The organism is Pseudomonas sp. WS 5011, assembly GCF_012985775.1.
Classification (GTDB): Bacteria; Pseudomonadota; Gammaproteobacteria; order Pseudomonadales; family Pseudomonadaceae; genus Aquipseudomonas; species Aquipseudomonas peli.
The window spans coordinates 35,273-56,141 of the sequence record NZ_JAAQXA010000013.1 but is presented as its reverse complement, the minus strand read 5'-3'; the positions used below and the strand labels follow the sequence as shown (position 1 = coordinate 56,141).

Below are 20,869 nucleotides of genomic sequence, written 5' to 3'. Positions count from 1 at the left end.
CCCAGACGCCCGGCTGCGCCGGGCGTTTTTATTTATGGGTATTTACTGACTTCAAGGGCTTAGCGATGAATCCTGATACTCCGCTGCAACTGTTGGGTGGCCTTACTGCTCGCGAGTTCATGCGTGACTACTGGCAGAAGAAACCCCTGCTGGTACGCCAGGCCATCCCCGGTTTTGAGAGCCCGATTTCCCCCGACGAGCTGGCCGGCCTGGCGCTGGAAGAAGAAGTCGAATCGCGCCTGGTCATCGAACATGGCGAGCGCCCTTGGGAGCTGCGCCGCGGCCCGTTCGCAGAAGACGCCTTTGCCGATCTGCCCGAGCGCGACTGGACCCTGCTGGTGCAGGCGGTCGACCAGTTCGTCCCTGAAGTAGCCGAACTGCTGGAAGAGTTCAAATTTCTGCCCAAGTGGCGCATCGATGACGTAATGGTCAGCTTCGCCGTACCTGGTGGTGGCGTTGGCCCGCATTTCGACAACTACGATGTGTTCCTCCTGCAGGGTTACGGCAAGCGCCGCTGGCAGGTCGGTCAGGTGTGCGATTCCGACAGCCCAATGCTGCAACATGCGGATCTGAAGATCCTCGCCGAATTCGTTAAAACTGAAGAATGGGTTCTGGAACCCGGCGACATGCTCTATCTGCCGCCGCTTCTGGCCCACTGTGGTACCGCTGAGGATGACTGTATGACGTATTCCGTAGGCTTCCGTGCGCCAAGCGCCGCTGAAGTTCTCACCCATTTCACCGATTTTCTCGGCCAGTTTCTGCCTGACGAAGAGCGCTACAGCGACGCTGACGCGCAGCCGACCAGCGACCCTACGCAGATCCAGCGCGACGCCCTGGATCGCCTCAAGGCCCTACTCACCGAACACATGAGCGATGAGCGGCTGCTGATGACCTGGTTCGGCCAATTTATGACCGAACCCAAGTACCCGGAGCTGATTGCTGGCATCGAGATTGACGAAGAAGGCTTCCTCGCCGGTCTGGAAAATGGCGCGATCCTGATCCGCAACCCCAGCGCACGCATGGCCTGGTCGGAAGTCGGTGAAGATCTGGTGCTGTTCGCCAGTGGCCAGAGCCGTCTGCTTTCGGCCGGCCTGCGTGAGCTGCTGAAACTGGTCTGTTCCGCCGATGCCCTGCATATCGAAAACCTCGGTGCGTGGCTCGCCGATGACGAAGGGCGTAACCTGTTGGTTGAACTGGTCAAACAAGGCAGCCTGGAGTTTGCTGATGAGTGAGATACACGTTCGTCTGGCCGACTGGCAGAAGGACAATGCTGATCTGCGGCGCATTCGCGAAACCGTGTTTATCGCGGAACAAGCGGTGCCGCCGGAGCTCGAATGGGATGCCGAAGACGCTGATGCCGTGCATTTTCTGGCCCTGGAAGGCGACTACCCGATCGGTACTGCACGCCTGTTGCCCGATGGCCATATCGGCCGGGTGTCGGTGCTCAAGGACTGGCGCGGTCTGAACGTCGGTGTCGCGCTGATCCAGGCGGTGATCGCTGAAGCGGAAAAACGCGGCCTGACGCAACAAATGCTCAGCGCCCAGGTGCACGCCACTGCCTTCTATGAAAAGCTCGGGTTTGCCATCGTCAGCGGGGAATACCTCGACGCCGGCATCCCCCACGTGGACATGGTGCGTCATAGCGCCTAGAGGCCAAGATGAACGACGAAAACGCCCCGAGTGCCCCTGCCGAGCCGCTGGAGCCCATAGAGCTTCCCGCCATCGAGTTTCAGTCACCGGGGCGTTTTGCTGTGCACAATCCGCGCAGCCCCAGCCCGGACAGCCCACGGGCGGAGCCGGCGCCGTTTAGCCTCGGCGCGCATGCAACGCTGGAGCGCTTCAGCCAGCCCGAACAGGCCCGCGCTCATGCCCTCGCGCTGTTGCAGCAAGCACAGCGCAGCCTGTGCATCTACAGTCACGACCTTGAGCCTTGGCTCTATCACCACAGCAGTGTGCAAGACGCCTGCACGCGTTTTCTTCTTGCCAGCCCGCGCAACCAACTGCGCATTCTGCTGCGCGACCCCAGCCGTGCAGTCAAGGAAGGCCACCGCCTGCTCAGCCTTTCGCGCCGGCTATCGAGCAACCTGCAGATCCGCAAGCTGCACCCGGACTACCCTAGTGAGGAGCCGGCGTTTCTGTTGGCCGATGATCGCGGCTTGCTGCTCTTGCCAGAAATTGGCCAGGCCAGCGGCTATGCCCTGTACCAAGACCCCGGCCGCAATCGCCAGCGCCGTGCACAATTTGATCAAGCCTGGGACACCAGCATCACCGACGCTGATTTACGGAGTTTTCTGCTATGAAGGTTCGCGCCCTGCTCGCCGCCGCGCTGTTGAGTTGTAGCCTGTCCCTAAGCGCCGCTACCGAAGTGATTCCGCTGAATTTCCGCACGGCTGATGAGGTACTCAGCGTGGTGCAATCGGTGCTCGGCCATGAGGGCAAGGTCAACGCCTATGGTAACCAGCTGATCGTCAATGCTGAACCGGCGAAGATTGCCGAAGTGCGCGCCCTGCTGCAGCAACTCGATACCGAGCCACGGCGCCTGCTGATCAGCGTCGACACCAATGAATCAGGCTTCCAGTCTGATCGCGGCTACCGCGCCGACGGCACGATCAGCGCGGGCGATGCCGAGGTGCAGATCGGCCAGGGTGAAATCAATGGTCGCGATCAGGTGCGCATCATTCGCCGCAGCACCGACAGCCGTAGCGGTGGCACTCAGCAGGTACAGGCCACCGAGGGCTATCCTGCTTTAATTCAGGTTGGCCAGAGCGTACCCCTGACCACCCGAGGCCGTGATGCCTACGGCCAGCCTTACAGCAACACCCAGTACCGCAATGTAACCCGTGGGTTTTACGTCACTGCCAGCCTCAGCGGCGAGTTGGTGCACATCAACATCAGCAGCAACCGTGACCGCCTCAGCCAGTCGCAGCCAGGCGCTATCGATGTGCAAAGTACCGATACGCGGGTCAGTGGCCGCGTAGGCGAGTGGATCAGCATTGGCGGCGTTAGTGAGCAGAGCCAGGGCGAGCAAGGCGACTTTATGCGACATCGCTCGACCCAGGGCCGCGAAGACATGAGCATGCGTGTCAAAGTCGACGTGGTGAACTAAACCTCGCAGCCCCCTCTTACTGGGCCGCCCTGGCCCAGTGCCGATAACCGCTCATCGGTTGATCTTCGCCGCTGCCGCAAAGCAAATACCTCGCAGCCATTGGCCAACCCCGCAAGCCGCCGGATAGAGCCGTAAAAGCTGACTTGTCAGTCGTTTTTGGATTTATGTAGTAGTCATACGAAAAGCACTACAAAATAATTGACGAACACTTTTGGCAGAGGCATGATGGCCCCGCTCCCGCTAATCAGAGGTGCTTAAAGGCCCTCCGAATCGCGCTCCAACTTACCGTCCGAGCCGATTTGCGTTGTAAAGCCCACAAGGCCGTTCGATGAGATTGCGACTGGAACGAAGTTGTCCTGAGGGACGGGGAAGCGTTTAGCCACAGTGCGCAGCAAGTTGAATGGTTTACGGGCTCACGTCCGATAAACACCAAATGACCCGCTCATTTGTAACAGCTGAAGCCGCGAACTGTTTAGCTCGTCACCCTCCTCCCGGATCAATTCCGTCTCAAGTCGATGTCTCGGCGTTCTGCAGTTGGCTACAACAACCTCCAGCAACACAGGTGTTCAGTGGGGAAGTCGGTGCTCAACCAAACACATACTTTGAAGGATTGACCATGTCAGCTTATCAAAACGACATCAAAGCCGTAGCCGCCCTTAAAGCCGCCGCAGGCAGCAGCTGGAGCGCTATTGACCCTGAGTCCGTGGCCCGCATGCGCGCCCAGAACCGTTTCAAAACCGGTCTGGAAATCGCTCAGTACACTGCCGACATCATGCGCAAAGACATGGCTGAGTACGATGCTGACTCCTCCGTCTACACCCAGTCCCTGGGCTGCTGGCATGGTTTCATCGGTCAGCAGAAGCTGATTTCGATCAAGAAGCACCTGAAGACTACCAACAAGCGCTACCTCTACCTGTCGGGCTGGATGGTTGCTGCTCTGCGTTCGGATTTCGGTCCGCTGCCGGATCAGTCCATGCACGAGAAAACCTCGGTTTCCGGCCTGATCGAAGAGCTCTACACCTTCCTGCGCCAGGCTGATGCCCGTGAACTGGACCTGCTGTTCAGCGCTCTGGATGCTGCCCGCGCTGCTGGCGACAAAGTCAAAGCAGATGAAATCCAGGCTCAGATCGACGGCTACGAAACTCACGTCGTACCAATCATCGCCGACATCGACGCTGGCTTCGGTAACCCAGAAGCCACCTACCTGCTGGCTAAGAAGATGATCGAAGCGGGTGCTTGCTGCATCCAGATCGAAAACCAGGTTTCCGACGAGAAGCAGTGCGGCCACCAGGACGGTAAAGTGACCGTTCCTCACGCCGACTTCCTGGCCAAGATCAACGCTGTTCGCTACGCATTCCTTGAGCTGGGCATCGACAACGGCGTGATCGTTGCGCGTACCGACTCCCTGGGTGCTGGCCTGACCAAGCAGATCGCTGTTACCAATCAGCCGGGCGACCTGGGCGACCAGTACAACTCCTTCCTGGATTGCGAAGAAGTCTCCCCTGCCGACCTGAAGAACGGCGACGTCGTTCTGAACCGTGAAGGCAAGCTGCTGCGTCCTAAGCGTCTGCCATCCAACCTGTTCCAGTTCCGTGCTGGTACTGGTGAAGCGCGCTGCGTACTGGACAGCATCACCTCGCTGCAGAACGGCGCTGACATGCTGTGGATCGAAACCGAGAAGCCACACGTCGGCCAGATCAAAGGCATGGTTGATGAAATCCGTAAGGTCATCCCGAACGCCAAGCTGGTTTACAACAACAGCCCATCGTTCAACTGGACCCTGAACTTCCGTCAGCAGGCTTACGATGCATTCGTAGCCGAAGGCAAGGATGTTTCCGCCTACGACCGCGCCAAGCTGATGAGCGTCGAGTACGACGAAACCGAACTGGCTCAGGTTGCTGACGAGAAGATCCGTACCTTCCAGCGCGATGGTTCGGCCAACGCCGGCATCTTCCACCACCTGATCACTCTGCCGACCTACCACACCGCCGCGCTGTCCACCGACAACCTGGCCAAAGGTTACTTCGCAGACCAAGGCATGCTGGCCTACGTGAAAGGTGTTCAGCGTCAGGAAATCCGTCAAGGTATCGCCTGCGTTAAGCACCAGAACATGTCCGGTTCCGACATCGGCGACGCTCATAAAGAGTACTTCGCTGGTGAAGCGGCCCTGAAAGCCGGCGGCAAAGACAACACCATGAACCAGTTCAGCTAAGAACCGGCTCACTCAACCGAGGCCACGATCAAGGTTGAGGGTGTTAAGAAAATCCCAGCAGAAATGCTGGGATTTTTTTTGCCTGCCATCCATGGCGGCCACCCTTCTGGCCGTTGCTGTGCGACGTTAAAAAATGGCTCCCGGCCATTTTTTTGCCTGCAATTTGTCCTTTTCCGGTTTTGTGCGCTTTCGCACAACCGCTGTCATGTTTACGTCAATTTCCTTGGATAGCGTCAGACACCCGTCGATTAATCCAAGGAGCCTGCATGAGCCACGATAATGACAACTCAGTGCTGTTCGGCAATGGCGATGAATTGCCCAGCAACGCATCCAACAACCCGCATATCAATCAGCTGATCGACGGCGTCGGCCGTCGACAGGTGCTGGCAGCCGGTGCAGCGCTCGGCACCCTGGCGTTTCTCGGCAGTGTTATGCCCGGCGCCGCGGTGGCAGCAGAGCCAGCCGCCAAAGGCCTGGAAAAACTGCACTTTAGACCGCGCAGCAAGCTGCCCTTCACGGCTATTGCGACCAACCGTTTAGACAGCATCAGCGTACCAACTGGTTACCGCGCCACCCCCTTTATCCCTTGGGGTACGCCAATCACCGGTAATTACCCGGCTTACCTGAGTGACGGCAGCAACAGTGCCCAGGATCAGGCCGAGCAACTGGGCATGCACCATGACGGCATGCATTTCTTCCCGATTGACGCACAGCGCGGCGGCAAGAAAAGCGATCACGGCCTACTGGTACTCAACCACGAATACATCGATGCACCCCTGCTGCACCCCAATGGCCCGACCCTGGTGGCCGGCAAACGCAGCAGCGCCGAAGAAGTGCGCAAGGAAATCAACGCCCACGGCGTTTCCGTAGTGGAAGTACGCCGCGGCCTGAATGGCGAGTGGGCGGTATTGCCGAGCGCCAGAAACCGCCGAATCACCGGCGCTACGCCCATGCAGATCAGCGGCCCGGCGCGCGGCCATGCGCTATTGAAAACCCGTTACAGCCCAAAAGGCACGGCAACGCGCGGCACTTTGAACAATTGCTCACACGGTTTTACCCCATGGGGCACCTACCTGACCTGCGAAGAGAACTGGGCCGGCTACTTTGCCAGCCGCGATACTGAGTTGCCGCGCGAGCTGAGCCGCTATGGCCTGCGCAGCAGCAGCCGCTACGGCTGGGATCACCTCAAGGGTGATGAGTTCGAGCGCTTCGATGCCACGCGTACCACTACCACCGCCAGCGCGGACTATCGCAACGAACCCAACCACTTTGGCTGGATTGTCGAAATTGATCCATTTGCGCCGGAGTCTGTGCCCATCAAGCGCACGGCGCTCGGTCGCTTTGCCCACGAAGGCCTGGTGTTCGCCCCGGTGAAATCAGGCCGCCCTGTAGTGTGCTACTCCGGCGACGATTCACAGAACGAGTACATCTACAAATACGTCAGCCGCGACAAATACCGCCCAGGGCGCAGCAATGGCCGCTTGCTCGACGAAGGCACACTGCATGTCGCGCGCTTCGACGCCAGCGGCAAGGGTGAATGGCTGGCGCTGGATATCTACGACAAGAAATTCCAGCAAGCCTGCAAAACCGCCGGGGTGAGTTTTGCCGACCAGGGTGAAGTGTTGATCGATACCCGTCTGGCGGCTGACGTAGTGGGTGCCACCAAGATGGATCGCCCGGAATGGGGCGCGGTCAACCCGGACAACGGCGAGGTGTACTTCACCTTGACCAACAACAGTGCCCGGACCAGCGCCGATGCTGCCAATCCGCGCCCCGCTAACGCGTTCGGCCATATCATCCGCTGGCGTGAGCTGAGCAAGGATTACGCAGGCCGTCAGTTTGACTGGAGCCTATTTATGCTGGCCGGACCGGAGACCGACAGCATCGGCCCGAACGGTAAACCACTGACGGCAGATAATCGCCTGTCCAGCCCCGACGGGCTGTGGTTCGACGAGGAAGGCCGGCTATGGATTCAGACCGACATGAGCGGCAGCCAATTAAGCAGTGGTCCATTCGGCAACAACCAGATGCTGGTGGCCGAGCCACGCACCGGTGAGCTGAAGCGTTTCCTGGTGGGTCCTGTCGGCGCCGAAGTAACCGGCATTACCGCGACCCCGGACTTCCGCACCCTGTTCGTCAATATCCAGCACCCGGGCGAAGGCTCAACGGCGACCAACCTGCTCAGCACCTGGCCCGATGGCCCCGGTCAGCGTCCTCGCTCGGCTACGGTGATCATCACCCGCGAAGACGGCCGTCGCTTGCTCTAATCGACTGGCAATAGTGTGACCGGCCAGCCCTGGCCGGTCACATTTCACTGTGACAGACTCATGCCCTTCCCTCTGCGCAAAGAGCATCAGCATGTCCAGCAACCGCTTGAGCCGTATCGTCGGCAAAATCCAGCAACTGCCCAGCGCTCTGCAAAGCCCGGCGCTGTCGCTGCTGTTTGGCTCCCAGGTGAAGTTCGCCGGTACCGCCAAGGTACGCGTGCATACGCTGACCCAACAGCAGGCGGTGATGAGCATCGCCAATAAGCGCAAAGTGCAGAACCACATCAAAGGCGTGCATGCGGCCGCCATGGCGCTGCTGGCTGAATCCGCTACGGGTTTTCTGGTCGGCATGAGCGTGCCGGATGACAAACTGCCGTTGATTAAAAGCCTCAAGGTCGACTACCTCAAGCGCGCTACCGGCAGCCTGCGCGCCGTGGCCAGCCTGACACCCGAGCAGATTCAAGCCATCCACACCCAGGAAAAAGGCGAAGTGCTGGTTGCCGTGACCGTGACCGATGAAGCCGGTATCCAGCCGATCCAGTGTGAAATGCTCTGGGCCTGGGTCAGCAAGAAGCGCTGAATGCAGACTGGTCTAAGCTGAAAACGCCGCAAGGTGCGGCGTCATTCAGGAGATAGCCGGTGCAGGGAAAACCTCTTCTAGTGTGTGGTGGGCTGGTGCTGATTGCGGTGCTCGGCACCTTGTATTGGCGCCTGCACAGCGAGCCGCAGGGTGTTGCGCAGGCCACTCAGGCCGACAATTCCACCAGCGTGCTCTCGGGCGTTAGTCCAGCAACGCCGATGCCCACTGAGGCGCAGCTACAAGAGCTGTTGCAAAACCCCGCCGTGAAAAACCAGGAGCAGCGCCTGGCGTTCCATCAGGCTTACCGCAGCTTTGTCAGCGGCGCCGCCGAGCTGTCCCCCGCGCAACGTGAAAGCCAGGCGCAGGCTTTGCGTGAGCAGATCGAAACTTACGAGCAGCGCAGTGAACTGGCCATGAGTGAGTCGCTGTTACTGCAACTGGGGCTGATTCAGCTCACCACTGGCGATGAACAAGCGCAGAAAGATCAGGCCGCCGCATTGGTCGCCCGCTACAAGGCAATTAGCGCCGAGCGCGAAGCCAAGGCCGCGACACCCAGCGCCGAATTTCGTCGTTACAAGACCGATGAGAAACGCATCGTTGAGGAAGTCCTGAGCATGGACAGCTTCCCCGATGGGTTGAGTCGTGATGAGTACCTGCGCCAACGCTTGCAGCAAGCGCGCGAACAACACTATCAATAACCCGACCTGAGCAGGTTGCTCAGGTCGGGCGACAGCATTACAACAATTGGTCGAGTGCGTAGTACAGCAGGTTGAAGGGTTTGTTGCGGTCGGCGGTGTCGCTCTGCTCAGAGGCATCCAATACCGGGCCGCTGCCATTCATCACGTTATTGACGAAGTCATCCAGCTGCAGGTTCTGCTCCTGAATATCCGCGTTGGCAAACTCAATGATGCTGGTGCAGTGGCTTTCATTGACCGCGCGGTACTGCGGGAAGTAACCGCCGACATTCGGCAGGTTGGCCAGCTCGTTACGCAGCCTGCTGGTGTCCACATCCCACTTGGCGTGAATCAGTGCCTCCTTGGCGGCCTGGTTCGGTGCGTTGATGATTTCCGGGTAGAAACGCTCATAGGAATAGGACGAGTAATTCAGGTCCTTCCAGAAGTGCGTATGACCCATGCGATCAGCCGCCAAGTTGCTCGACAACGCCGGGTAAATGGTGCCCAGGTTGTTCAGGTTAAGCCCCGGCAAACGCGACTGCAGGTACGGCAACGGCCCAGCATCTAGCCCCCAGGCATTGCGGATAAAGCCCTGCAACGGCAAGGACGGATAAGCCTCGTTGCCACCGCCACTGATGGCCGAGAATACTGGGCCGGAGTCATTGATCAGGAAGCTGCGCGTCGGTGCGATGTCCTGCCGGGTTGGTGCGTAGTTGGTCAGGCTGCCGGCACCGCCAGCGCTGCAGCCGGTGGTCAGCATCTGCGTGGGGCGCGGCAGGTTGTCTTTCAACCAGCCCACCACCGCGCGCATGTTGCGTAGGCCATTGTGGTGCCAGATCAGCGGCGCCTGCTGGCTTTGCGGGTCTTCATAGACCGCGACCTTGTCGCCGGAGTAGATGTCGCCGGTGCAATACGGCACATAGACCATGTTCCAGTTCTGGGTTTTCACGCGCGTCCAGGGATGCAGACGCACCACGAAGGGGCTGACCAGACTGGCACCTGGGTTGAGCAGGCTCATGTAGTCATTGGGAATGCCGTCGGGGTTGCGTGCCCCGCGAATGCCGCTTTGACCGGTGCAACTGGCGTAATCCCAGCAGGCCCCGCCGCCCTCCAGGTAGATGATGGTGTTGCGGGTATTGGGCACGCGGTTGACGAAGAATTTGTACGGCGAGCCGTTGCCACACACGGCGCCGGTTTGCGGGGCCATTTGCACGGTTTGCCAGGCGTAGTAGTTAGCCGGTTTGAAGCCGCTGTTAAAACCGCTCGGGTTGGCCAGCAGCGGATACGGCCCTAGCCGTTGCGCCGGAGTGACCTTGTTATCTGCCGCAGGTGCAACCACCAGGTTACTCAGGGTTTGCCAGAAGTTGTAATCGCCCTGCTCGGCCTGCACCGGCATTGCCAGGGCCGAAACCATCAGCGGCGCGGCACAGCGCCGAAGTGTTATCGCTACAGACATGGTGAGTCCCTCATCTTGTTGTTATCGATGGGTCCACATACCCGAGCCGTTGTACGAATCCCCTCCAGCTGTTACCCGAAATCAGCCCATTACCCACTGGAGACTGCTCATACACCGCGCCGAAGCAGCAGTAACTGCGCGCACCCAAACGTGTCGCCGCTGCTCAAATTTCAAGCGGGCCCGGCGATTCATGCACGCTAGTCCAAGAAACTCTGACTAACCACAGCCCTACATATTTATTGGATATAGCGCTGCTGGTTTTAAGCTGCGGCGGTTATCTGCGGCCTGCGCCAACAGAACACTGCTCATGACAATAAAAAAGGGAAGCCAAGCTTCCCTTTTTATATGCCTACCTCAGGTGCTAGATGCGGAATTGACGCACCAATGCGCCCAGGCGTTCCCCCAGCCCAGCTAGATTGCGCGCGGTCTGTGCGCCCTGTTGGGTTTCGTCGGCCACGCTGTCAACCGCCACGGCAATCTTGTGCACGCTGCGATTGATCTCTTCGGCCACAGCGGTTTGCTCTTCGGCGGCGCTGGCGATCTGCGCGTTCATCGCGTTGATGGTGGCGATCAATTGCGCGATGGCATCCAGCGAGGTGCCGGCGCGGTTAGCTTGCTCGCTGGTGACATCTCCAGCATCACTGGAGCGACGCATCGCGGTCACTGCATCCTGGGTGCCCTTCTGCAGGCGATCGATCATTCCCTGAATTTCCTGGGTACTCTGCTGCGTACGGCTGGCCAGCGCGCGCACCTCGTCGGCCACTACAGCAAAGCCTCGCCCAGCTTCACCTGCACGTGCCGCTTCGATGGCCGCGTTGAGGGCCAGCAGGTTGGTCTGCTCGGCGATGGAGCGAATCACATCGAGCACGCTGACAATCGACGACACGTCTTTTTGCAGCGTGTCGAGCGACACGCCGCTGTCGCGGATATCCTGCACCAGGGTGTGGATGCGCTCGATGCTGCCATCGACCACGTGTTTCGCAGCCTGGCCTTCGGTGTCAGTTTTTTGCGCCGCTTCTGCTGCGCCCTGAGCACTTTGCGCGACTTCATGGGCGGCGGCGGACATTTCATTGATGGCCGTAGCCACCTGATCGGTCTCATGGCGCTGACGCTCCATGGCCTCTTCTGAACGCTGCGTCTGGGCCGAAACCTGGCCGACCAACTCAGTCAGCTGGCCGGTCATGTCGACGATCTGCCGAACCAGGCCGTGGATTTTTTCGACAAACCGGTTGAACGAGCCGGCCAGCTGGCCAAGCTCGTCGTCGCCATTGATCGGTAGGCGACGCGTCAGGTCGCCTTCACCGGCGGCGATGTCATCGAGGTTGTCCTTGATCTGCTGCAGCGGGCGCAGGAAGGTGTTGCTCAGCACCACCCCGACAATGCCGAATATCACCAGCAGCACGGCGGCAATCACCATGATGCTGGTAATGATGGTGCTGATACGCTCGTCGATTTCACCTTGCACCTGAGCAATCTGCGCTTCGACGCCGTCGAGGTTGATTGCCGTGCCTAGGGCCATGTCCCATTTTGGCAGGTAGTAGCTGTAGGCCATTTTCGGCACCAGCACAGAGTCATCAGTCGGTAGCGGCGAACTGTAATTGACGTAGTAGCTGTTGTTCTTGGCGACATTCACCAGTTCACGGTTGATGTATACGCCATTCGGCGTCGCGGCGATCGGCCAGGCTTTTGCCGACGTCTACCGGACTATCGCCGCGGAACAGGCGCACCACGTTGGAGTCGTGGCCAAAGAAGTAGCCGTCCTTGCCGAACTTGATCTTCGACAGAATGACGATTGCCTGTTCTCGGCTGGCCATGTCGCCTTGCGCAGCACCGTCATACAGCGTTTGTACAGATCCAAGGGCGATCTGTACGTAGTGCTGCAGCTCGTTGCGGCTTTCCTGCAGCAGACGTTCGCGGGTTTCTTTGACTTCCTGAGCGGCCAGGTTCTGTAACACCTTGGCGGCAGCACCACTGAGCACCAGGGCAAACAGCACCACCGGGATCAGTGCCAACAGCACGACTTTTGATTTCAAGGTTAGGCGCATCGGCAGGTCCTTGGTTGGCAGTGGAGCGAAATAAAAACGGGGCTATCGATTTATCGGTAGCCCCGCTGAAAAGTTGAATCGCCTAAAGCAATAACGCTGCAGGCGAGCAATGCCCCGGTTAAATCACCATAGCTGCTGCCCAACCGAATACCAGCAGCGGCAGGTTGTAGTGCAGGAAAGTTGGCACCACGCTGTCCCAGATGTGGTTGTGCTGGCCATCGACGTTAAGCCCGGCGGTTGGGCCGAGGGTCGAGTCGGAGGCTGGCGAGCCGGCATCACCCAGTGCGCCGGCGGTGCCGACGATGCACAGGATGGCCAGCGGACTGAAGCCCAGTTGCAGACCCAACGGTACGAAGATCGCCGCGATGATTGGCACGGTGGAGAACGACGAACCGATGCCCATGGTTACCAGCAGGCCAACCAGCAACATCAGCAGCGCACCCAGCGCCTTGTTATGGCCAATCAGTTCAGCAGAGCTGTCGACCAGGCTTTTCACTTCACCGGTCGCCTTCATCACTTCGGCAAAACCGGCGGCAGCGATCATGATAAAGCCGATCATTGCCATCATTTTCATACCTTCGGTAAACAGGCCATCGGCCTCTTTCCAGCGCACCACGCCAGACACCGAGAAGATGATAAAGCCGACCAGGGCACCGATGATCATCGAGTCCAGCCACAGCTGCACAACAAACGCGGCAGCAATCGCCACACCCGCCACTAGCAGGCTCAATGGGTTGTAGGCAACATCCACGCGCTCGGCCTGCTCAATCTTGCTCAGGTCGTAGACACGTTTTTTGCGGTAGCTGAAGAACACCGCCACCAGCAAGCCAAACAGCATACCCAGTGCGGGGATCGCCATGGCTTTGGTCACGTCCAGGCCGCTGGTATCGACGCCGCCACTGGCGACATTGGCCAGCAGGATGTCATTCAGAAAGATGCTGCCAAAACCCACGGGCAGAAACATATACGGGGTAATTAGACCGAAGGTCAGCACACAGGCGATCAAGCGACGGTCAAGCTGCAGCTTGCTCAATACATACAGCAGCGGCGGCACCAGCAGCGGAATAAAGGCGATATGAATCGGCAGGATGTTCTGCGAGGAAATCGCCACCGCCAACAGCAGCGCAATCAGCAGCCACTTGAGCAGACCGGCGCCTTTGGCGTCCTGCTTGTTGACCATCGCCAAGGCCTTGTCCGCCAGTGCGTGGGCCAGACCGGATTTGGCTATCGCCACGGCAAAGGCACCCAGCAAGGCATAGGACAACGCCACTGTCGCCCCGCCGCCTAGGCCCTTATTGAAAGCCGCCAACGACCCCTCAACACCGAGGCCGCCAAGCAGGCCACCGGCCAAGGCGCCAACGATCAGAGCCACTACCACGTGTACACGGCACAAGCTGAGGATCAGCATGATCCCCACTGCCGCAACGACTGCGTTCATCGATTTACTCCCGCGATTTAAATAGGTCCACGAAGGTTTGACCCGTTGTGGATGCTGCGCCGGCTCGGCGAAGGGCGCGTACTCTGCCTAATGCTGACTGACCTGTCAAAACAGCCGTAAATTATTCTATACACTGCGTTGCAGATTTCGATTACCCTGCGGTTTACAGTGTTCACACTGGCCTGCTAATTGCTCTGCTTTACTTGACGTGACACTTAAAGAAAAGCGCCTAAGCGCCGATAGGCGTTCTAAGTCACTGCCCTATAAAGGTCCTGAAAATGCTGTTCAGCCGACTTTCCATCCAGTTGAAAATCACCCTATTGGCCGGCCTGTGCTTGCTGGCCATTGTTGCGGTGCTGGTATCCGCCTCGGTCATTCAGGCCTCACGCAGTGCCAGCCTGGTCAAGCAGGCCAGCACCGCCATGCTGCAGGAGTCTGCGCAGCTGCGGATGTCCGCACGTGGCGAATCCCAAGCGTTGCAGATTCAACGCTACTTTATGGACGCCTATCAATACGGGCGCGGCGCGGCGACGCAGGTGTTGTTTATTCGGGAACAGGCCGAGAAGCGCTTTCTAGATGCCTTTGACCTGCGTGAAGACCTGACTCGTCAGGTGCGCAGTGCGCTGGAAGCCAACCGCAGTTTGTTGGGTATTTATGTCGCATTCGAACCGAACGCGCTGGATGGCAAGGATGAGCTTTTTGCTGATCAAGGCAACTTGGGCAGCAATGACAAAGGTCGCTTTTCGGTCTATTGGTCACAGGGTGATAACGGTGAGCTGAGCTCCGAGGCCATGACAGAAGAAAGCCTCAATGACACCACCCCGGGAATCAGCGGCGCGCCCTACAACGCGTGGTACAGCTGCCCACTGCAGAAAAAAAAGGTGTGCCTGCTTGATCCCTATATTGATGAGGCTGACGGGGTAAAAACTCTGATGACCAGCATCGCCTTCCCCTTGCTCCAAGGCGACAAGGTGATTGGCGTATTGGGGGTTGATATCAGCTTGGCCAGCCTGCAAGAGCTCAGCACCAGTGCTCATCAAGGTTTATTCGACGGCGCCGGTCATGTGAGCATCATCAGCCCCGCCGGCTTGCTGGCTGGACATAGCCGCGACAGCACCCTGCTGGGCGGGAAACTGGAAAAAGCCTTTACCAATCAACACAACGAAATTCTCAGCCTGGTGGCAAGCAATCGCCAGGAAACCTTGCACCATGATGGTGCACTGCAAGTGCTGCAACCGCTGCTGCCAATCCCTGAGTCGCAGCCGTGGGGGGTGCTGATGGAGGCGCCTGAGAAGGTTTTGTTAGCGCCCGCTGCCCGTCTTGAAACGCAAATGGATGAAATGGGCACGCGCAGCACTGCAGTGTCCTTGGGGCTTGGTTTGGTTGCCGGGGTGGTAGGGATTCTGCTCATCTGGTTAACGGCGCTTGGGGTTACCCGGCCGATTCTCGGTGTTGCAGCAATGCTGAAGAACATCGCCAGCGGCGAAGGCGATCTGACCCGTCGCCTGGAGTACGCCAAGCAGGATGAACTGGGCGAACTGGCCAGCTGGTTCAACCGTTTCCTCGACAAACTGCAACCCATCATCGCTGACGTTAAACGCAGCGTGCAGGATGCGCGCAGCACAGCCGATCAGTCCGCCCTGATCGCCAGCCAGACCAGCGATGGGATGCAGCAGCAATACCGTGAGGTGGATCAGGTGGCTACAGCGTTCCAGGAAATGAGCGCCACCGCGCAGGATGTTGCGCACAACGCGGCTCAAGCCGCAGAAGCTGCGCGCACTGCCGACCAAGCCAGCCGTGAAGGCATGAGTGTGATCGGTAAAACCACTTCGACCATCGAACTGCTGGCCAACGAGATGAACGTCGCCATGCAGGAAGTCGAAGGTCTGGCCAATAGCAGCGAGAAGATCGGTTCAGTACTCGAAGTGATCCGTTCGATCGCGGAACAGACCAACCTTTTGGCCCTGAACGCTGCGATTGAAGCCGCCCGCGCCGGTGAAGCAGGCCGTGGTTTTGCCGTGGTGGCGGATGAAGTGCGCAACCTGGCGAAACGCACCCAGGACTCGGTGGAGGAAATTCGCCAAGTCATTGAAGGCTTGCAAAGCGGCACCAAGGAAGTAGTCAGCACCATGCACAGCAGCCATCGCCAGGCGCAGGGCAGCGTCGAGCAGGTTGAGCAGGCAGTGGCCGTGCTGCAACGCATCAGCCAAGCGGTCAGCGTGATCACCGACATGAACCTGCAGATCGCCAGCGCGGCTGAGGAGCAGAGCTCGGTGGCCGAAGAAATCAACCGTAACGTCGCTTCGATCCGGGATGTCACTGAATCGATTTCCGCCCAGGCAGACGAGTCAGCAAAAATCAGCCAAGGGCTGAACAAATTGGCCAACCACCAGCAAAGCCTGATGGACCAATTCCGCGTTTAGCGCAGATGGCATGATCGGACCGCCACTCTGGCGGCTGCTTCCTTGTGACGCAGGCTAACCATTGTTAGCCTGCGTTTTTTATTGATGCCGCAGAAATCGAGAGGTGAACGATGCTCAATATTGCCCTAGTGGCCGGCTCCAGCCGCAGTAACAGCCAATCGGGCAAGGTTGCCCGCTTTTTGCGCCAGCGTCTGATTCAGTTGGGTTACACCGATGATGCGCAAAGCAATGTGATCGACCTGGGCCTCGCCCCGCTGCCGCTGTGGCCTGCTGAAGACGCCGGCCCCTGGGGGCTGTACAGCAAGCAACTGGCCGCTGCCGATGCCGTGGTGATCATTTCTCCGGAGTGGAATGGCATGGCCTGCCCGGCCATCAAGAACTTCTTTATCTACGCCAGCAAAGCTGAGCTGGCGCACAAGCCAGGCCTGTTAGTGGGCGTTTCATCAGGGGTGGGTGGGGCTTATCCGATCAGCGAGCTGCGCGCCTCCAGCTACAAAAACTGCCGCCTCTGCTACTTGCCTGAGCACTTGATCGTACGCAGTGTCGAGAAGGTGCTGAACACGCCAGAACCGAGCCACGAAGAGGACCAGCGCCTGCACGCACGGATCGATTACGAGCTGGATATTCTGGTCAAGTATGCGCACGCCCTGCTTCCCGTTCGCGCCAGTATTGATATGAGCAACCCGGCATTTGCCAACGGCATGTAAAGATTGCACTGAACGCACCTGATGACCTCAGGTGCGTTTTAGCGGCAAGCTGACCGTGACGCGCAACCCATCCAGCGGGCTCTCTGCCAGCTGCAAACTTCCGCCCCACGCATCAACAATATCGCGCACGATACCCAGGCCCAGGCCATGACCGGCGACCTGTTCATCCAGACGACTACCACGGCTGAGTACTTCGTCCCGCAGCGCGACGTCGATACCCGGGCCATCATCATCAATCGTAAGTTGGTAGCCCGCTGTCACTTTGCAGATATGCAGCTGTACCTGGCTATCCGCCCACTTGCAGGCGTTGTCCAGCAGGTTACCGAGCAGTTCCAGCAGGTCTTCACGGTCCCAGGGTAAGCGCAAACCAGACTCGGCCTGCCACTCCAGTTGCAGGTGGTTGCCGTGGATCATTGTCAGGGTCGAGAACAGCTCCGGCAGCTCGCTGGCGCAGTCAAAATGCGCGCCGGGCAAGGCCTCCCCAGCTAAACGCGCACGCCCCAGTTCACGGGCGATGCGCTGCTCGATCTGTTGCAACTGACTGTTCAGGCTTTCGCGCAATTGCGGCAGCTGTTTGAGCTCTTCCCGCGTCGCCAGACTGACCAACACCGCAAGCGGTGTTTTCAATGCATGGCCGAGGTTACCCAACGCATTGCGCGACCGTTTGAGGGTGTCTTCGGTGTGCGCCAGCAGGTGGTTGATCTGCGCCACCAGCGGTTCCAGCTCAAGCGGCACCTGCTGATCCAGCTGGCTACGTTGGCCTTGCTGCAACTGCAAAAGCTGCTTGCGGACTTGTTCCAGCGGGCGCAATGCCCGACTGACGATCAGCCGTTGCAGCAACAAAATCAGCACCAGTGCACTGACTCCCAAGCCCAGAATAACTTTCTGCACTTGGCTGAAACTATCGAGTATCGGCCTGTAATCACGCGCCACATGGATCACGATGGACTGGCCATAACGCTGATAATCAGCACGGTAGACCAGCCATTGCTGACCTTGCGGCCCGTCGCCGAGTGCGTCCTTCAAGCCTTCGGCTTCAACTGTGTGCAGCTCTCGGTCCCAAAGTGAGCGCGAGCGCCAGCTCTGCTCATTCAGGTCGATGCGAAAGTACAGGCCGGAGTATGGCCGCTTGTAGGCGGCACTGAGGCGACGTTCATCCAGCTGCAAGCCATTGGGCCCACGCACGACCGCGCCCAGTAACGTCTGGGTTTCATCCTGTAAGGTTGTTTGCAGGTAACCCCGTAGGCTGCGGTCAAACAGCCAAAGGCTGCTTTGCGCCAGCAGCAGGCCGACAATCAGCAATACGCTGACCAGGCCAAGGCTCAAACGCCGTTGAATCGACCTCAAGCAGTATCCCCGCTGAATCGATAGCCCTGCCCGCGGCGGGTTTCGATGATCTCGCGCCCCAGCTTGCGCCGCAGATGGTTAACGTGCACCTCGATGACATTCGAGTCGCGTTCGCTTTCACCGTCATACAGGTGCTCAGCCAGGTGGCTCTTGGACAGCAATTGCCCAGCATGCAGCATGAAATAGCGCAACAGGCGGAATTCCGCAGCAGTCAGCTGCACTTCTTCGCCGTTGCGTTGTACCGATTGTCGCCCTTCATCCAGTTGCAAGCCCGCCGCTTCGAGTTGCGGCTGGTTAGCCAGACCATGAGCGCGGCGCAGCAAAGACTGGATTCGCAGGTGCAGCTCTTCTGGATGGAAGGGTTTGCTCATGTAGTCATCGGCGCCCGCCTTGAGCCCTTCAATCCGCTCAGCCCAGGAGCCGCGTGCGGTAAGGATCAAAACCGGTGTGGTGAGCCCACCAGAACGCCATTCCTGCAACACCTCAATCCCCGGTTTGCCAGGCAAGCCGAGGTCGAGAATGATCAAGTCATAGGGTTCAGTGGCCCCCTGATAAGCCGCATCACGGCCGTCTGCCAACCAATCCACCGCATATCCTTGGCGGATCAAACCGGCCAGCAGCTCATCGGCCAGGGGAACATGGTCTTCAACCAGCAACAGGCGCATTCAGTCTTCCACCTCATCCTTGATCACTTCGCCGGTACTGGCATGTAATTCCAGTTCGCGCACAGTGCCGTCGTCAGTCACCAGCTCGACTTCGTAGACCAGTACGCCGTCCTCTTCTTCCAGCTCGACTTCCAACAGCACCGCGCCAGGATGGCGCTGCAAGGCCATCTGCAGCAATTGCTCAAGGGGCATGATCAACCCCTCGCGGCGCAGACGGAGTGCTTCATCCTGATCCAGGTCGCGCGCACTGCTGCTGAGCGTCAGCGTCAGCAGCAGGAAGGCCAGGAGTGCGCGAGGCAGCCAAGCAGTGGTGTTCATTAATCGTCTCGTTGGTTCTTCAGCACTTGTGCATTAGTGGCATCCAGTTCGACATCCCACTGCACGCCCTGGGCGTCGCGAACTTCTACCTGATAGATGTAGCGGCCGTACTCTTCTTCCAGCTCGGTGTCTTCGGTCTTGCTGCCTGGATGCAGCGCCAGAGCGGCGGCATTGAGTTTTTCGAAGGACTGAATGGTACCGGCGTCACGCAGTTTGAGTGCTTCATCCGGGCCCAGGTCACGGGCTTGAACGAGGCCGGCAGTCAAAGTCAGAGCAGCAGCGGCACATACAGCAGTCAGTGTTTTCATGTTCAGATTCCTTAATGGAGTTGGCTTTCGACGGAGTCCAAGTTACTGCACACGACTTAACTCAAGCTGAATTTGCTTAATACTTGGCGCAAGCACTGATTTATCTCAACCCACGCGCACATCATTCACGCGCTGAAGTCGCTTGGCCTGGCCATTCAGCGCCCTATAATCGCTGCCTTGCGCGATGGAGGCCAGCATGAGTGCGATATTAATCAAGTCCCCTGCTTTGACAATCAAGGCCGGCAAACGCGCCCTCGCGCGTATCCGCGAGCACGGCTTGCAACCAGCCGATGTCGGCATTCTGCCCGGCGCTGCGGGTGGGCCGAAAGCGTTAGGGATTCAGGGGCTGGATCTGGCGCTGTTCGGCGACTGGCTGCAGCGCGCTCCGCGCGAGCGTTCGCTAATCGGGGCGTCCATCGGTTCTTGGCGTTTCGCCAGCGCCTGTTTGCCGGATGCTGCAGCAGGCCTGCGTCGCCTCGGCGAGCTGTATACCTCGCAGCGCTTTGCCAAAGGCGTGAGCATGGCGCAGGTGTCGAGTAGCTGCAGCCTGATGCTTGATCAACTGCTCGGCAACGACGACGCCAACATCCTCAGCAACCCGCATTACCGTTTGAATATCGTCGTGGTGAAAAGCCATGGCCTGCTCCAGCACGATCACCGCGGGGCACTCGGCCTGGGCCTGTCTTCGGTGATTGGCAGCAATCTGCTGGGCCGTCCGCGACTGGCCAAGCACTTCGAGCGGGTGATTCTGCACGACGCCCGCCTTGCTCCGCCCTTAGAGACGCTCAGCGACTTCCCCTCGCGTTATCTGCAACTCGACAGCGGTAATCTGCGTCATGCATTGCTGGCCTCCGGCTCCATCCCGATGATCATGCAAGGGGTCCGCGATATCCCCGGCGCCGGCCCTGGTACCTACCGCGATGGTGGCCTGCTTGATTACCACCTCGACCTGCCGTACAGCGGCGACGATATCGTGCTCTACCCGCACTTCACCGATAAGGTCATTCCCGGCTGGTTCGACAAGGGCATGCCCTGGCGCCGGGGTGATGGCGGGCGCCTGCAGGATGTTCTGCTGCTGGCCCCCTCACGTGACTACCTAGCCCGCTTGCCCCATGGCAAACTCCCAGACCGTAAGGACTTCAGTCGTTACCTGGGCGATGATGCCGGCCGCGAGCGCTATTGGCGCACGGCCATGAGCGAAAGCCAGCGGCTTGGCGACGAGTTTCTCGAACTGGTCGACAGCGGCCGCCTCGGCGAGCGTCTGCAGCCACTCTAAAAACTGAAGCCGACCGAACACCCAAAGCAGCATGACCAAGGATGGGC

17 protein-coding genes and 1 pseudogene are annotated in these 20,869 nt (G+C 59.1%); 11 read left to right on the top strand and 7 right to left on the bottom strand.

Going from position 1 to position 20,869, the window contains the following annotated elements:
• The first annotated feature begins 65 nt into the window (after positions 1 to 65).
• The 8 genes from HBN63_RS14675 (at position 66) to HBN63_RS14640 (ending at position 8,863) form a co-directional block, all read left to right on the top strand.
• Positions 66 to 1,232, top strand: coding sequence for a cupin domain-containing protein (locus HBN63_RS14675; protein ID WP_170049947.1), 1,167 nt, complete (start codon positions 66 to 68; stop codon positions 1,230 to 1,232).
• Positions 1,225 to 1,650, top strand: a complete 426-nt coding sequence (locus HBN63_RS14670) for a GNAT family N-acetyltransferase (RefSeq protein ID WP_170049946.1) — start codon at positions 1,225 to 1,227, stop codon at positions 1,648 to 1,650. Before HBN63_RS14675 ends, HBN63_RS14670 begins: the two co-directional genes overlap by 8 nt.
• Positions 1,651 to 1,658: 8 nt before the next feature.
• Complete coding sequence (locus HBN63_RS14665; protein WP_170049945.1) at positions 1,659 to 2,300, top strand: histone acetyltransferase HPA2; 642 nt, start codon at positions 1,659 to 1,661, stop codon at positions 2,298 to 2,300.
• Positions 2,297 to 3,106 carry a secretin N-terminal domain-containing protein gene (locus HBN63_RS14660; RefSeq protein WP_170049944.1) on the top strand — a complete coding sequence of 270 codons (810 nt, stop codon included), beginning with the start codon at positions 2,297 to 2,299 and terminating at the stop codon, positions 3,104 to 3,106. The genes HBN63_RS14665 and HBN63_RS14660 overlap by 4 nt, the downstream gene beginning before the upstream one ends.
• A 616-nt stretch (positions 3,107 to 3,722) precedes the next feature.
• Entirely contained in the window at positions 3,723 to 5,318 is a 1,596-nt protein-coding gene (locus HBN63_RS14655; RefSeq protein ID WP_170049943.1) for an isocitrate lyase, read from the top strand.
• A gap of 266 nt (positions 5,319 to 5,584) precedes the next feature.
• Positions 5,585 to 7,585, top strand: coding sequence for a PhoX family phosphatase (locus HBN63_RS14650; RefSeq protein WP_170049942.1), 2,001 nt, complete (start codon positions 5,585 to 5,587; stop codon positions 7,583 to 7,585).
• Positions 7,586 to 7,676: 91 nt separating this feature from the next.
• A complete protein-coding gene (locus HBN63_RS14645) occupies positions 7,677 to 8,165 on the top strand; it encodes a DUF4442 domain-containing protein (protein WP_170049941.1) in 489 nt (162 codons plus the stop codon).
• Positions 8,166 to 8,224: 59 nt separating this feature from the next.
• The gene (locus HBN63_RS14640) at positions 8,225 to 8,863 is read left to right on the top strand and encodes a hypothetical protein (protein WP_170049940.1); all 639 of its coding nucleotides are present in this window, start codon (positions 8,225 to 8,227) and stop codon (positions 8,861 to 8,863) included.
• Between the two features lie 37 nt (positions 8,864 to 8,900).
• Here HBN63_RS14640 and HBN63_RS14635 read toward each other — a convergent pair whose 3' ends face one another.
• From HBN63_RS14635 to HBN63_RS14625, 3 genes and pseudogenes are all read right to left on the bottom strand, one after another.
• Positions 8,901 to 10,295: a pectin acetylesterase-family hydrolase gene (locus tag HBN63_RS14635; protein WP_170049939.1), complete on the bottom strand. Its 1,395-nt coding sequence runs from the start codon at positions 10,293 to 10,295 to the stop codon at positions 8,901 to 8,903.
• 361 nt (positions 10,296 to 10,656) lie between these two features.
• Positions 10,657 to 12,340 (bottom strand): annotated as a pseudogene (locus tag HBN63_RS14630) (methyl-accepting chemotaxis protein).
• 118 nt (positions 12,341 to 12,458) lie between these two features.
• Positions 12,459 to 13,778 carry a Na+/H+ antiporter NhaC family protein gene (locus tag HBN63_RS14625; protein ID WP_170049938.1) on the bottom strand — a complete coding sequence of 440 codons (1,320 nt, stop codon included), beginning with the start codon at positions 13,776 to 13,778 and terminating at the stop codon, positions 12,459 to 12,461.
• 278 nt (positions 13,779 to 14,056) lie between these two features.
• Between HBN63_RS14625 and HBN63_RS14620 the strand changes: the two genes are divergently transcribed.
• The gene (locus tag HBN63_RS14620; protein WP_170049937.1) at positions 14,057 to 16,201 is read left to right on the top strand and encodes a methyl-accepting chemotaxis protein; all 2,145 of its coding nucleotides are present in this window, start codon (positions 14,057 to 14,059) and stop codon (positions 16,199 to 16,201) included.
• Between the two features lie 110 nt (positions 16,202 to 16,311).
• Positions 16,312 to 16,908, top strand: a complete 597-nt coding sequence (locus tag HBN63_RS14615; RefSeq protein ID WP_170049936.1) for an NAD(P)H-dependent oxidoreductase — start codon at positions 16,312 to 16,314, stop codon at positions 16,906 to 16,908.
• A gap of 27 nt (positions 16,909 to 16,935) precedes the next feature.
• Here HBN63_RS14615 and HBN63_RS14610 read toward each other — a convergent pair whose 3' ends face one another.
• Genes HBN63_RS14610 through HBN63_RS14595 form a run of 4 tightly spaced genes read right to left on the bottom strand, consistent with a single transcriptional unit; the run spans position 16,936 to position 19,546 of the window.
• The gene (locus tag HBN63_RS14610) at positions 16,936 to 18,255 is read right to left on the bottom strand and encodes a sensor histidine kinase (protein WP_170049935.1); all 1,320 of its coding nucleotides are present in this window, start codon (positions 18,253 to 18,255) and stop codon (positions 16,936 to 16,938) included.
• Positions 18,252 to 18,920: a response regulator transcription factor gene (locus HBN63_RS14605; RefSeq protein WP_090253630.1), complete on the bottom strand. Its 669-nt coding sequence runs from the start codon at positions 18,918 to 18,920 to the stop codon at positions 18,252 to 18,254. The genes HBN63_RS14610 and HBN63_RS14605 overlap by 4 nt, the downstream gene beginning before the upstream one ends.
• The gene (locus HBN63_RS14600; RefSeq protein ID WP_170049934.1) at positions 18,921 to 19,238 is read right to left on the bottom strand and encodes a PepSY domain-containing protein; all 318 of its coding nucleotides are present in this window, start codon (positions 19,236 to 19,238) and stop codon (positions 18,921 to 18,923) included.
• Positions 19,238 to 19,546 (bottom strand): PepSY domain-containing protein, encoded by a 309-nt coding sequence (locus HBN63_RS14595; protein WP_160087008.1) that lies wholly within the window; start codon positions 19,544 to 19,546, stop codon positions 19,238 to 19,240. Before HBN63_RS14595 ends, HBN63_RS14600 begins: the two co-directional genes overlap by 1 nt.
• Before the next feature lie 196 nt (positions 19,547 to 19,742).
• Here HBN63_RS14595 and HBN63_RS14590 point away from each other — a divergent pair, with 196 nt between their 5' ends.
• On the top strand, positions 19,743 to 20,822 hold the full coding sequence (locus HBN63_RS14590; RefSeq protein WP_170049933.1) for a patatin-like phospholipase family protein: 1,080 nt from the start codon (positions 19,743 to 19,745) through the stop codon (positions 20,820 to 20,822).
• Positions 20,823 to 20,869 lie beyond the last annotated feature (47 nt).